This window comes from Nocardia sp. NPDC004260, assembly GCF_053603155.1.
This window is the reverse complement of record NZ_JBSGEZ010000117.1, coordinates 1-13,005: the sequence shown is the minus strand read 5'-3', so window position 1 is coordinate 13,005 and position 13,005 is coordinate 1. Positions and strand designations below refer to the sequence as shown.

Below are 13,005 nucleotides of genomic sequence, written 5' to 3'. Positions count from 1 at the left end.
GAGTTGCCACTCTGGCCAACCTCGCCCACGCCCGCTGACCGTAACCGGGTCCAGGTCGTCATCACCGCGTCGGACTTACGGGACAACCCTTAGCGTGCTCAGCAAGGTGAAGACATTCGCTACCTGTTGTGCTGTGGCGCCGAGCTTCAAGGCATTGCGCACATGTATGTCGATTCCTGGACGATAGAGGTGCGATGCGGTCGCATCGAACGCCACGTACACGAGTTCCTTCATCACGGGGCTCAGGTGGTCTGTGGCCCATGGATGCGCGGAGAAGTCGAGATACGCTTCCAGGTACGCCTCGTCGAGGCGTAACAATCCGTCCCAGATGGCGCTCCAGTACCCGCGCTTTTCCTTGAACGCCGCTTGAAGTTGGTGTTGCCTGGGGGATAGCGCCGAGTTATCGAGCGGTTCGATGGCGTCGAGAAGTGCGGGTAGTCCCTCAGTGCAGGCGTGGACGCCGAGTGTGCTGGTGAGCTCGATGACCTCGAGCACCTGCGGTTCGGTGGCGCCTGCTTCCAGTGCCCGTGTGATGTGTAGTCGAATACGCTGCTCATCCAGATCGGTCACCGCAGCCGCGGCTGCAAGGCAGATCAAGTGTTTCTCGGCAAGAGTGAGCGACGGATTGGCCCAAGCGACTGCGTCCAAGGCGCGGAGTGCGGTCAGATATCGGGGATCGCGCCGAAGAAGACTCCGCTCGGCGCGTTCGCCGAGCGGAGCGATCGAGGGCGCCTCGAAATCAGGCACCGACCAGGTCTCCTGCGGGCGCCGGCGACAGTCGGCGTTCACGGATCATGACTGCCGTCACGGCGGACAGTGCCGTTGCGGCGGCGACGTACGCGGCGACTGACCACAACGACCCGGTTCGGGACAGCAACTCCGTGGCGACGATGGGGGCGAACGCGCTACCAAGAATCTGGCCGAGGGTGAAACCGATCGACAAGCCCGAGTAGCGGATCCGGGTGTCGAAGCACGCCGCGAGCATGCTGCTCAACGCTGACCACGATGCGCTGTAGGGAACGAAGAGGATGAGGTATCCGAGGATGGTCAATCCGATGTCGCCGGTCTGCAGCGCTGCGATGAAGAGCGGGGCTGCGGCGATCATGCCTACGGACCCGCACAGGAAGACTTTTCGAGGGCCGATCTTGTCGACGAGCTTGCCGAAGAGCAGGACGCCGATGATAACGGCCACCATCGCGACGATGACGATCGCGAGCATGGTGTTCCGGGGAATGGCCCTGTTGTTTCGTGCCGTAAGTGAGGCTGTATACCGTGCCTACGTAGAACGTCACACCGACCGAGACACTGGTGAGCGCCACCAACAGCACACGTAGGGCATTCGTGCGGAAAACCTCGACCACCGGCATCTTGGCGACCGCCCCCGAATCGGCCATGCGCTTGAAGGACGGCGACTCCTCGACCTTCATTCGAACGGTCACGCCGATGATGACGAGGACGATGCTGAGAATGAACGGAACACGCCAACCCCAGGTTTCGAAGGCGTGAGGCGTCAGTGGGGCGAGGGCGAAGAAGACGATGTTCGCGAGAATGAGTCCGAGGGGCGCGCCCAGCTGAACAAGGCTCGCGCGTGACCCGTGCTTGTTCGCTTCCGCGTGCTCGGTAGCCATGAGGACAGCGCCGCCGTACTCTCCGCCGAGCGCGAAGCCCTGAATGAAACGCAGGCCGATCAAGACGATCGGCGCCGCGATGCCGATAGTGGCGTGGGACGGGACAACGCCGATCAGCAGAGTCGTTCCGCCCATCGACATGAGCGTGAACACGAGCATGGACTTGCGCCCGATTCGGTCGCCGTAGTGGCCTATGACGATGGCGCCGATCGGTCGCGCGATGAAGGCAACAGCAAATGTGGACAAAGACAACAAGGTCCCGGTCAAGGGGTCGACAGAAGGGAAGAACACTTTGCTGAACACCAGCGCGGCGGCTGTTCCGTAGATGAAGAAATCGTAGTATTCGATCGTGGTCCCAGCCAGGCTGGCCAACGCCACCCGTCGGGATTTGGTTGATATGTCAGACATCGGTGTCTCCTTGCTTTTATGCCGACAACTGTGGCGGACGATGAGAGGCGCGGTGCCGGTGTGCGGACGAACGGAGGTGCCAGCTGGCGCGATAACGTGTGTCGCGATATCCGTCACGCAACGCATCGATCAGCGATAGAACGTAGGCCGCCGACCACCTGTCGGCCCACTGCAGAGGGCCGAGGGGGTAGTTGGTACCGAGTTGCATGGCGGTGTCGATATCAGCGGCCGAGGCGATACCGAGGTGCAGAGCCTCACTCGCCTCATTGATGATCATGCTCACCACACGGGCAACGATCAGGCCGGGCGCGTCGAGTACGCGAATCGGATCGATGCCGGCTCGACGAAGGAGCGCGGCCACTGCACCTGCGAGGTCGGCGGAATCTTCTGATCCCGAAAAGGCCAGGCACGAGGCAGTATCCATGTCGAGTGGACGGTCGATGAGGACCACGGGGACTGCCTCGATGGAGGACTCCTCCTGCGCGCTGATACCGCGGGTAATCCGAACTTCGCCCAGCCCCGGGAGCGACAGATATGGGCGCCGACCGGGAATGCGCCTGGCGGTGATCCCGCCGCGCAACAGCAGTTGCTCGAGCTCGGCCGAATTTCCGTGCAGCTCGATGGTCTCAGGTACGGGACGAGTTGGTTCCGGTTGCGGCGACGGGGCGATGACGGCGGCTCCATCCTCGTAGTCATAGAACCCGGACCCCGTCTTGCGCCCGAGCCGACCGGCCGCGACCAGTTCGCGCTGCAGCAAAGACGGGGTAAACCGGGGATCGAAGTGGAAGGCTGTCCAGACGGTTCGGGTCACGGTCTCGTTGACGTCGTTGCCGACCAGATCCATGAGTTCGAACGGCCCCATGCGAAAGCCCCCGGCTCCCCGCAGTAGGCGATCGATGATCGCGATCGAAGCCACGTTCTCCTCCGCCAGGCGGAGAGCTTCGCCGTAGAACGGTCGGGCGATGCGATTGACGATGAAGCCGGGTGTCGATCGCGCCACGGTCGGCGTTTTCCCCCACGACACTGCCAGCTGCCGGATTTCTTCGACGAGCGCGGGATCGGTCTGCACAGCCGGAACGACCTCGACCAGTTGCATGACCGGAACGGGATTGAAGAAGTGCATCCCGATCACGCGGTCCGGCCGGGAAAGCCCCGCTGCGATGTCGGTGATCGATAGCGAAGAGGTGTTCGTCGCGAGCCGGCACGACGGCCCGAAGTGATCGAACGCCTCCTGGAGCACCGCATGTTTGATCGAGAGGTTCTCCACGACTGCTTCGACGACTACGGTGTTCGACTCGACGGGCAGACCATGGACCGATTGTGCGATGAGCAGACGCGCGGAAAGGCTCTGCAGCAGCTCAGGCGCTCGACGGGTAAGTCGAGTCCGAATGCCGGCCACTGCGGCGGCGAGCTGGTCGGCATCGCGGTCGACCAGGCCGACGTTGTGCCCGGCGGTGAGTGCGACTTGGGCGATGCCCTGCCCCATGGTGCCGGCGCCGATCACGCAGATCCGCGGCGCGCTGGTTGTCATTCGCATGCCTTCCGGGAAGCTTGAACTGTGGTCACTGTCACGTGTTGCGTAAACTGTAAGACATTTGTAAGCTCTGTCAAGTGACTGACAGGAAGAGCCTGGTAGCCGTTCTGGGAGCGGGCACGATGGGACAGGGGATCGCGTTGACACTCGCGCGCGGAGGGCGCGATGTCCGGCTCATGGACCGCGACAGCTCGCAACTGGCGCGCGCCGCCGACCTGGTTCACGACTTCTTCGCCGAGAGTGTGCGGCGTGGAAAGATGACCGAAGACGACGCTGCGGCGGCGCTGCGGCGTATCGTGTACGTCGGCGATCTCGCTGGTATCGCCGAGGCCGGATTCGTCGTCGAAGCGCTCCCCGAGAACGTCGAGCTCAAGAAAGAAGTGCTGGCCCGCGTCGAGGCGATCTGTGCACCCGACACACGAATTCACACGAATACGTCGACTCTTCTCATCGAGTCGATCGCCGACGGCCTTGCTCGCCCCGAGAACCTCATCGGCACCCACTACTGCAATCCCGCACCGCTGATGCCGCTGGTCGAGGTCGCCCGGGGACCGCAGACGAGCGACGACACCGTCGCCACCGCAGTCGCTCTGCTCGAGTCGGTGGGCAAAATACCAGTAATTCTCCGAGACAGTCCGGGACTGATCACGAACTTTCTGGTGGTCGCCTTCGAGAACGACAGCATCAGAGCGCTCGAATCCGGGCTCGCCACAGTCGAGGAGATCGACCGCGCTGTCACCGAAGGTATGGGATTTCCGATCGGCCCCTTCCGGCTGCTCGACATCGTCGGCCTCGACGTGCACCTGGCTGTGACAACCAGCTTGCAGCGGCAATTCGGTGACGATCGCTATCGTGCGCCGGACACGGTGGTGCGGATGATCGCCCAAGGACATCTTGGCCGCAAGACCGGGCAGGGCTTCTATACGTATTCGAAGGAGCAGGCATGACGACGTATGGGATTGCCGGAGCAGGGTGTGTCGGCAGCGCGATAGCGCGCGGACTCGCGAGCGGCGGCAATCGAGTGCTCGTGATGGACGAGGTCGCGGACAGAGCCGATCGTCTCGCTGACGAACAGCCCGCCATCACCGCCGTCGATGAGATCTCCGGACTACTCGGCTGTGATGTGGTGATCGAAGCGGTGCCGGACGACCTCGACACCAAGATCAGCGTGCTGGGGCGCCTGGCGGCGAGCAGCACCGTAATCGTGCTGACTGCGACATCGTCGTTCACAGTGGCGCAGCTTGCCCAGGCCTCCGGACTTCGCAGGCGTCTGGCCGGATTTCACTTCCTGCCTACGGCTGTCGGCAGTGGACTCGTCGAGATTTGCGGTGATGCATCAACGGGAAGTGAGGCGGTCGTCGCGGCGGTCGAATTGAGCGACACGCTGGGAATGCCCTGGATGCACGTTGCGGATGTGCCCGGGCGTATTACGCGGCGACTGCTTGTTCCATTCGTCAACCAGGTACTCGCCGCCGCGGCGCGAGGTATCGCGTCACCGCCGGACATCGACCGTATCGTCGAGCTCGGGCTGGGGCATGCCGTCGGTCCCTTGGTTGCGTTGAAACACGCCGGCCTCGATGACCACATACAGGTCGCCGAGAACCTTTATCGGTGGCTCGGTGACCCCGCGTTCGTGCTCCCCGCCAGTCCAGCTGTGCACAGAGAAACTATTCGGGCAATTTCTGACCCCATGGAGGAGTCGAGCAAGTGACTTATCAGGACATCATTATGGACGTCGCTGACGGTATCGCCGTCGTGACGATAAATCGACCCGAACGCGCTAACAAGCTCCGATTTCAGACAGCCCGGGAACTGCTCGACGCTTTCCGGCGCGTGCGTGAGGATCGTGCCATCGACGTCGCGATACTTACCGGGGCCGGGGGGAAATTCTTCTGCATCGGCGGCGAGCACGAACCATTGGAGTCGCTCGACTACTCCAGTGTCATGCCTGTAATCGACTTGTACGAATTCATCGACACAATGCCCAAACCTGTGATCGCGGCAGTCGATGGATACGCCGTCGGAGGAGGGAACGTCCTGCAAGTGGTATGCGACCTGTCGATCGCCGCACCTCATGCTGTGTTCCGCCAGGTGGGACCGATGGTCGGTAGCTTCGATGCGGGATACGGCACCTGGTACCTCGAAGAGGCGATCGGGCGCCGCCGCGCGAAAGAAATGTGGTACCTGAACAAGAAATATTCGGCGGCCGAGGCGCTCGACATGGGTTTGATCAACGAGATCAGCTCTCGTGGGTCGGCGCTCGACCGAGCACTCGAAGTCGGGGGTGTTCTGCGCCAACGTGGCCCGTTCGCGATCTCCGCGGTCAAGACCGCATTCTCTGGTCGGCATTCAGGCGTTGTGGGCCAGGCCAGAATGGCGCATGACCTGCTTCTCACCGCCTACCGCAGCACTGCCGAATCCCACGAACTGTCCGAAGCCTTCGACACGCGTCGCGATCCGGACCGAACCAGGTTCAATCAATGACCGAGAACGACAGTGAATTGACGTACCTGCTGCAAACCGTTCGCGACCTTGCGGCAAAGAAGCCTTACGCCAGGACCGAAGCCGCATCGATGCTGGGCCCCCTCGGTGACACCGGCCTTCTCGATCTCGCAACCGACACATTCGGCCTCACGGGAGTCGACGCGCTCGATTGGGCGTCCCGCGTCATCGAGGAGGTGGGTCGAGAATCAGGCTCGGTCGCGTACTTCCTTGCGTCCCGGTACGTCGCCCACCGCGCTCAGTTACGTCGCGGAGTAGACAGCCCCTCCCTCGAATCCGTTGCCGCCATCGCTCATTACGCCGGCACGGAACTGCGATCGACGACTGCGCCGCTGGTGGCTACGCCGACCACTGCCATCCTCCTCGAACGCACAGATGCGGGCGTACTCGCCGTTTCGACAACGCACTTCGAAGTATTCAGCGACGTTCCGAAGCGCACCGGACTTCGTGGCGCGGCACTCGGTGGAATCTGCGTAGTCCCTCGGGTCGAAGACCGGCTGTCGGACCAGGATGCGGCAGCAACAAGCGCCGACTGGGACATTCTGGTCGCCTCGGCCGCACTCGGTGTAGCTGACGCGGCCCTGTCGACGTCGGTTGACTACGCCCGGACTCGGCGCCAATTCGGCAGCACCATAAGCGCATTCGCTGGACTCCGGGCCATCGTGGCGGACATGGCAGACCGCGTCGACGGTGCCCGTGAGTCATTGAGGGCAGCTCTCGCATCCGATTTCGATACGCGGAACCGTCGCGTCGTCGCTGCGACTGTCGCCGCCCGTGCGTGCCAAGCAGCTGTCGACGTCGCGCTCTCAGCGGTTCAAGTGCACGGCGGGTACGGATACATCGACGAATTCCAGGTCGCCGACCAGGTACGTGATGCTCTGAGCCTGCGAGCGCGTTGTTCGAGCACGCTGATCGCGCGGCGCTTGACCGCCTCCGAGCACTTGGATCCAGCAACACGGGCAAGGAGGCCTGATGATTACCGCTGAGACCGTCCGCAGGGCATTGGCGCTCCCCGGGAGCGCCCTTACGCACAACTTGATCGCCGAACGATTCGAATCCGGTGCGTGGGCCCAGCGATCCCTCGTCGCCTTCCTCGATGATGCGGTCGCAACCTTTCCCGACCGGACCGCGGCGGTCACTGTCGACGAGCGCGGAGCTGCTGTCAGAACACTGACCTACGCGGAACTGGATGCACTGAGCCGGCAAGTGTCGGCCGGCCTTCTCGCGAATGGCGTGGGGCCCGGATCCGTGGTCTCTGTGATGATGTCCAACTGTGCCGAGTTCCCGGCCATCGTTTACGGCATCCTCCGGATCGGAGCCACCTACTCAGGAATCCCGATCACCTACGGCGCGCACGAAATCGAATTCATGACCAGGCGAGCCGGCGCCGAGATGATGATCATCACCGGCTCGCATGCCGGCCGAGACCTCGCTGCGCTTGCCGCGGCCACGCTCGCCGATCGCGACGATTTCCTGATGGTGGTCGTCGACGGGGCCTCGGGCCACCCCGGATTGTCGTTCACCGACCTGATCGCGCACGGGCGTTATGACGGGCCCGCGCATGTCGATCCACTCGCCATCGCACAGCTGGCATTCACCTCCGGCACAACCGAAGAACCCAAAGCAGTGATGAACCTCCACGCAACCCTCGACGTGGTGGTGCGCGGCTGGGCCGCACATGTTGGACCAGCGAACTACGGCGATCCGATGCGCAACCTCGTGATGTCGCCGGTCGGCCACGCGACCGGATTCATGTGGGGCGTGCTGCTCACCGTGCATCTCGGCGGCACCGCGGTCTACGTGGACCGGTGGTCGCCGACCACCGGAGCCCTTGTGATCGCAGAGCAGCAGATCACTTGCATGGTCGGTTCGCCGACATTTCTGATCGACCTGTTGAGGACAGCGAACCTCACCGCGGCGTCCGCTCCTTGCTTGAATCTCGTCGTAGCTGCGGGTGCGCCGATTCCGCGGCCTCTCATCCCGGAGGCACGTCAGGCGTTGAACTGTGACGTGATCCCGGCATGGGGAATGACCGAGTTCGGGATCGCGGTTTCCGGCCGTCCAACTCTCGGACGACGAAACGACGAAACCGATGGAATGCCTGTCGCGGCATGCGAGGCTCGAGTGTGTGACGAAGCTGGATGCCCGCTGCAGCAAGGCATTGAAGGCGAACTCCAGATCAGAGGTGCCGGACTATTCGCCGGCTATTATGCCCGGCCCGACTTCACCCGCCATGCTTTCGACGCCGATGGCTGGTTCGTCACAGGCGATAGGGCGGTGATCGAAACAGATGGGTGCGTAACGATCACCGGCCGCACGAAGGACATCATCATTCGCGGCGGGGAAAACATACCAGTCGCAGCGGTGGAAAGCTTGATCTTCCGCCATCCCGAGGTCACCGACGTCGCGGTCGTCGGCTACAGCGATGACCGGCTCGGCGAGCGGGCATGCGCGTTCGTATCCCTCAACTCTGGAGCTGATCTCGACCTCAACCACTTATCGTCCTTCCTCCTCGATGCCGGTCTGTCCAAACGCCACCTCCCCGAAAGGCTGATGGTCATCACCGACATGCCCAAGACCATGAGCGGAAAGATCCGCAAAGTCGAACTGCGCGACCGGCTCCGAAAGGACAGTGAGCATGCCTGACACCAGCGGCAGCGCTGCGGGCTCTTCCATCCCCGATGAAGAGGCCACGGCCACTGAACTGCCACTGTCGGGAGTGCGAGTCATCGATATCTCCTCGTCCTACGCCGCACCGACCACCTCGATGTACCTGGCGGACATGGGCGCCGACGTAGTGAAAATCGAACCGATCCGCGGCGACGATGCGCGAGGCTGGGGACCGCCGTTTCTCAACGGCGAGGCTGCTTGGTTCCTGTCGGTCAACCGCAACAAGCGGAGCGTCTGCCTCGACATCACCACACCGGCCGGTCACGCCACACTCATGAGCTTGCTCGAGTCCGCGGACGTTTTCGTGGAAAGTATGAGTCCGGCGAAATTGGCCAAACACGGGCTGGCACTGGATACGCTCGCGCAGCGGTTCCCCGCGCTGGTGATCTGCGCGTTTTCCGGTTACGGGCTCGATGGGCCGGACTCGGCTCTTCCTGGCTACGACCTCATCGCGCAGGCACGGTCCGGATTGATGAGCGTGACCGGCCCCGCCGGCGGCGCACCCCAGCGCGTCAGCACAGCGCTCTCCGACGTCGCCGCCGGAATGATCGCGGCCTTCGCTGTGTCATCCGCGTTGGTCAGACAACGAAACACAGGCATCGGGGAGATCATCGACATCTCCCTGCTCGAAGCGGACCTCGCCTTCCTGTCCCCCAGGATCGCGAGTTACCTCGCGGGCGAACCCGAACCGTCTCCCAGCGGCGGAACCGACTCGGTCGTCGCCATCTACCAGTCGTTCGAAACGGCCGATCGTCCGATCGTCGTCGCGATCGGAAACGACCGACACTGGCTGAGGGCCTGCCAGGTTCTCGGTCTCGAGCACCTGTCGGCGCAGTCCGACCTCGCCACGAATGCCGGACGCCGGAACCGCAGGGCGGAGATCGTCCGCGTGTTCCAAACCGCGCTTTCGACCGTCACTGCGGAGCACGCCCTCGCGCTTCTGCACTCGGTCGGTGTTCCTTGCTCTCGAATCCAACGGCTTTCCGAGGTCGTGACCGATCCGCAGGTGGTGGCGCGTCAGGCCATCGTCAAGCAGGACCACCCTGTCGCGGGGCCGTTCGAAAGCGTCTCGAGCCCATGGAAACTCGGCTCTCATCCGGATGCGCGTACGAATGCGACCCCGGCACCACTCAAGGGCCAGCACACCCGAGAGGTGCTCACCGAACTGAACCTCCAGGACGAACAGATCGACGATTTGATCCGGGAAGGAGTGGCATGGGCGCGGTGATCAGCAGGGACGATGAGGGGCGAGTCCGAATCCTGACACTGAATCGGCCGGACAGCCTGAACGCGTTGAACAGTGAGACACTGTTCGCGCTTCGCGATCACCTCGCCGAAACCAATGCGGACGAAGGTGTCGGATGTGTTGTGATCCGCGGCGCGGGTAACCGCGCGTTCTGTGCAGGTGCGGACCTCGACGAGATCCGCGGACTGAGCTACGAAGCGGCGCATCGTTTCCTCTCTCAGGGGCATGAGGTGATGACCGCTATCGCCGACGCTGAGGTTCCTGTCGTCGCCGCCGTCGATGGATGGGCACTTGGCGGAGGCTTCGAACTGATGCTCGCCTGCCACATCGTCGTTGCCTCCACGTCGAGCCGTTTCGGGCTGCCTGAGGCGAAGATCGGATGCATGCCCGGATTCGGGGGGACACAGCGACTTCTGCACGCGGTGAGCAAGCCCGTCGCGTTACAGATGATGTTGTCCGGAGAGCCGATTGACGCACAGACTGCATGGCAGGTGGGGCTGTTGTCCCAGCCACCGGTGCCATCCGCTGATCTTGAGCTCACAGTGCGTGCACTCGCCGAATCGATCGCGTCGGGTAGTCGCACCGGAACGAGACGCATTCTCGCGGCGGCGGCAGCAGCTGCCCGTCCGGCCGCGCTCGACTACGAGGCAGTCCTGGCAGCGGCTGCAATCGCCTCCGCCGACGGTCAAGAAGGAATTGCTGCATTTGCGGAGCGCAGGCCGCCGAATTTCGCGAGAGGGAGCAGGTCATGACATTGGAGTCGCCAGATGTACTTGCGGCTGTCCGCACAGTGATCGAGCAGCTGATCGACCCGAATGCCGAAGGGATCGACCACTCGGCGACCTTCCCCGATACGGCGATCCGAGCTCTGGCAGAGGCTGGTGCTGGTGGGCTTCTCATGCCCGTCGAGTATGGCGGACAAGCCCGGCCCACCCGCGAATACGCCGAGGCGGTGGAACTCATCTCGGCGGCCTGCGGCGCCACCGCGACAGTTTACATGACACAGATGCACTGCGCCCACCCTATCGAACTCGCGGGTACGCCACAGCAGATAGAGAAGTGGATTCCGGCACTGTGCTCGGGTGCGGCAATCGGAGCGATCGCTCTGACGGAACCGGAGGCAGGTTCCGACGTGGCCGCCATGCGCACAGTCGCGGCGCGGCACGACGGTCACTATGTCGTCAACGGAAGCAAGATCTTCATCTCGAACGGCGATATGGCCGACGTGATCGTCCTATTCGCGACAGTCGACCCAGCGCTCGGTAAAGACGGCATCACGGCATTCCTCGTTGCCACTGAACACCTTGACGGGTTTTCTGCCGGTCGTCCAATGAAGAAGCTGGGCCAGAAGGGTGCGTCAACGGTCGAACTCACGTTCACCGATTGCCGAATCCCGGAGACCTGGCGTCTGGGCGATGAGGGCGCCGGTTACCCACTGCTGCTGCAATCGGTGCTCAATTCCCGGATCAGCGCCTCGGCTCAGGGTGTCGGTTTCGCCCAAGGCGCTTTCGATGCGACCGTGCGGCATCTGATGCGGGAGGGACTGCTTTCGCCCCAGCGGAGGGACGCCCAGGACATCCAGTTCGACCTCGCGCGTATCCGGGCAGAGATCGCTGCCGGCCGCGCGCTTCTGCGCGAGGTCTGTGACCTCGTCGACTCCAGGGCGCCGGAAGCCGCCCCTCAGGTGTCAGTTGCGAAGCTGCACTGCACGGCACTCGGTGTCCGGGTAGCAGCCGAATGCGTTGCGCTCCTCGGCGATGAGGGTGACCGATGCGATCTCGGCGCTGAGCGTCGGCTGCGCGACGCCAAGATCACCGAAATCTACGACGGCACCAATCAGGTGCAAAGCATGCTCATCGCCCGCGACATTCGCTCCAACGCGGCGACCACAGGTTGATCGAGGAGAAACCGATGAAGATTGATGTGCGAGGCAAAGTTGCCCTCGTCACGGGAAGTTCCGCAGGTATCGGCGCCGGATGCGCCCATGCGCTCAGCGCCGCGGGCGCCCGCGTGATCATCACAGGTCGCAGCCGCGATCGCCTCGAGCAGGTAGCCTCCAGTGTCACCGAGCAGGGGCATGGCGCTCCCTCGGTCGCGGTCGCCGATGTGACAAGGGCAGCAGGGATCTCGGCTCTTCTCGACGCGGTAGCCGAACTGGGCGACCGCGTAGATATTCTCGTCAACAACGCCGGCGGATCGCGGCCCACTCCGTTGGATGCCGGCGACGAGTTCTGGGACGAAGCCCTAGAACTGAACTTCACCGCCGCGCGGCGATTGACCGGGGCACTCCTACCCGCGATGCAGGCTGCCGGGTGGGGCCGTGTAATCAACATCAGCGGATCGATGGAGCCCCGCTCGCTCAACGCGGCGTCTGCCGCGAAAGCCGCGCTGCACATCTGGTCCAAAGGTCTTTCATGCGAGGTAGCCGACGCGGGCATCACCGTCAATTGCATTGCCCCGGGCAGGATCACCAGTGAGCAGACGATGAACCGGCTGCATCCAGAGCCCGCTGGACGGGAAGAGTTCATTCGCAGGAACATCCCCGCGGGCCGCTTCGGTGAGCCCCATGAAGTCGGTAATGCGGTGGCCTTTCTGGCTTCACCGCTTGCCGACTACATCACCGGCGCTGTGCTACCTGTCGACGGCGGCATGCACTACTTCGCCCACTAGTATGACGGTGAACGATCCAGCAGGAGCGCCGCCGCGGTCATACCTATTCGTCCCTGCGTCCAACGAACGTCTCCTTTCCTCTGCGCGGACAGTGGCGGCCGACATGATCATCATCGATCTGGAGGACTCGGTACCCTCATACGAGGAAGAGAAGCGGATTGCGCGGCAGCGGGCGATCAGCGCCATCACCTCAGGCGATTGGTCGACTCGGCGCCTGAGCGTGCGGGTGAACGCGTGGGAATCGCCATGGCTGCTAAGGGTTGTCCCGTAAGTTGTTGAGCGGCAGTCGGTATCGTGTTCGCGTGGCGGTGATCTCGGCGGTCGATCCGGTGATGGTGGAGTTGTTC

General features: G+C 63.2%; 13 protein-coding genes and 1 pseudogene. 10 read left to right on the top strand and 4 right to left on the bottom strand.

What is annotated here, in order from left to right:
• Positions 1–75: 75 nt before the first annotated feature.
• From ACWEO7_RS35795 to ACWEO7_RS35780, 4 genes and pseudogenes are all read right to left on the bottom strand, one after another.
• Positions 76–747: a carboxymuconolactone decarboxylase family protein gene (locus ACWEO7_RS35795; RefSeq protein ID WP_452429856.1), complete on the bottom strand. Its 672-nt coding sequence runs from the start codon at positions 745–747 to the stop codon at positions 76–78.
• Positions 740–1,195 carry an MFS transporter gene (locus ACWEO7_RS35790; protein ID WP_452429857.1) on the bottom strand — a complete coding sequence of 152 codons (456 nt, stop codon included), beginning with the start codon at positions 1,193–1,195 and terminating at the stop codon, positions 740–742. Before ACWEO7_RS35790 ends, ACWEO7_RS35795 begins: the two co-directional genes overlap by 8 nt.
• Before the next feature lie 49 nt (positions 1,196–1,244).
• Positions 1,245–2,036: pseudogene (locus tag ACWEO7_RS35785) on the bottom strand (MFS transporter); the annotation flags it as partial.
• 16 nt (positions 2,037–2,052) lie between these two features.
• Positions 2,053–3,567, bottom strand: coding sequence for a 3-hydroxyacyl-CoA dehydrogenase (locus ACWEO7_RS35780; protein WP_452429855.1), 1,515 nt, complete (start codon positions 3,565–3,567; stop codon positions 2,053–2,055).
• A gap of 80 nt (positions 3,568–3,647) precedes the next feature.
• Between ACWEO7_RS35780 and ACWEO7_RS35775 the strand changes: the two genes are divergently transcribed.
• The 10 genes from ACWEO7_RS35775 to ACWEO7_RS35730 are packed head-to-tail and all read left to right on the top strand — an operon-like array spanning position 3,648 to position 12,929.
• Entirely contained in the window at positions 3,648–4,517 is an 870-nt protein-coding gene (locus ACWEO7_RS35775; RefSeq protein WP_452429854.1) for a 3-hydroxyacyl-CoA dehydrogenase family protein, read from the top strand.
• Positions 4,514–5,281, top strand: a complete 768-nt coding sequence (locus ACWEO7_RS35770; RefSeq protein ID WP_452429852.1) for a 3-hydroxyacyl-CoA dehydrogenase family protein — start codon at positions 4,514–4,516, stop codon at positions 5,279–5,281. Before ACWEO7_RS35775 ends, ACWEO7_RS35770 begins: the two co-directional genes overlap by 4 nt.
• Positions 5,278–6,054, top strand: coding sequence for an enoyl-CoA hydratase-related protein (locus ACWEO7_RS35765; RefSeq protein WP_450021998.1), 777 nt, complete (start codon positions 5,278–5,280; stop codon positions 6,052–6,054). Before ACWEO7_RS35770 ends, ACWEO7_RS35765 begins: the two co-directional genes overlap by 4 nt.
• A complete protein-coding gene (locus ACWEO7_RS35760) occupies positions 6,051–7,058 on the top strand; it encodes an acyl-CoA dehydrogenase family protein (protein WP_452429851.1) in 1,008 nt (335 codons plus the stop codon). Before ACWEO7_RS35765 ends, ACWEO7_RS35760 begins: the two co-directional genes overlap by 4 nt.
• Complete coding sequence (locus tag ACWEO7_RS35755; protein ID WP_452429850.1) at positions 7,045–8,718, top strand: AMP-binding protein; 1,674 nt, start codon at positions 7,045–7,047, stop codon at positions 8,716–8,718. Before ACWEO7_RS35760 ends, ACWEO7_RS35755 begins: the two co-directional genes overlap by 14 nt.
• Positions 8,711–9,970 (top strand): CaiB/BaiF CoA transferase family protein, encoded by a 1,260-nt coding sequence (locus ACWEO7_RS35750; protein ID WP_452429848.1) that lies wholly within the window; start codon positions 8,711–8,713, stop codon positions 9,968–9,970. Before ACWEO7_RS35755 ends, ACWEO7_RS35750 begins: the two co-directional genes overlap by 8 nt.
• A complete protein-coding gene (locus tag ACWEO7_RS35745) occupies positions 9,958–10,740 on the top strand; it encodes an enoyl-CoA hydratase/isomerase family protein (RefSeq protein ID WP_452429847.1) in 783 nt (260 codons plus the stop codon). The genes ACWEO7_RS35750 and ACWEO7_RS35745 overlap by 13 nt, the downstream gene beginning before the upstream one ends.
• Positions 10,737–11,885 carry an acyl-CoA dehydrogenase family protein gene (locus ACWEO7_RS35740; RefSeq protein ID WP_452429845.1) on the top strand — a complete coding sequence of 383 codons (1,149 nt, stop codon included), beginning with the start codon at positions 10,737–10,739 and terminating at the stop codon, positions 11,883–11,885. The genes ACWEO7_RS35745 and ACWEO7_RS35740 overlap by 4 nt, the downstream gene beginning before the upstream one ends.
• Before the next feature lie 14 nt (positions 11,886–11,899).
• Positions 11,900–12,658 carry an SDR family NAD(P)-dependent oxidoreductase gene (locus ACWEO7_RS35735; protein ID WP_452429843.1) on the top strand — a complete coding sequence of 253 codons (759 nt, stop codon included), beginning with the start codon at positions 11,900–11,902 and terminating at the stop codon, positions 12,656–12,658.
• The gene (locus ACWEO7_RS35730) at positions 12,555–12,929 is read left to right on the top strand and encodes an aldolase/citrate lyase family protein (RefSeq protein ID WP_452429841.1); all 375 of its coding nucleotides are present in this window, start codon (positions 12,555–12,557) and stop codon (positions 12,927–12,929) included. Before ACWEO7_RS35735 ends, ACWEO7_RS35730 begins: the two co-directional genes overlap by 104 nt.
• The last annotated feature ends 76 nt before the right edge of the window (positions 12,930–13,005 follow it).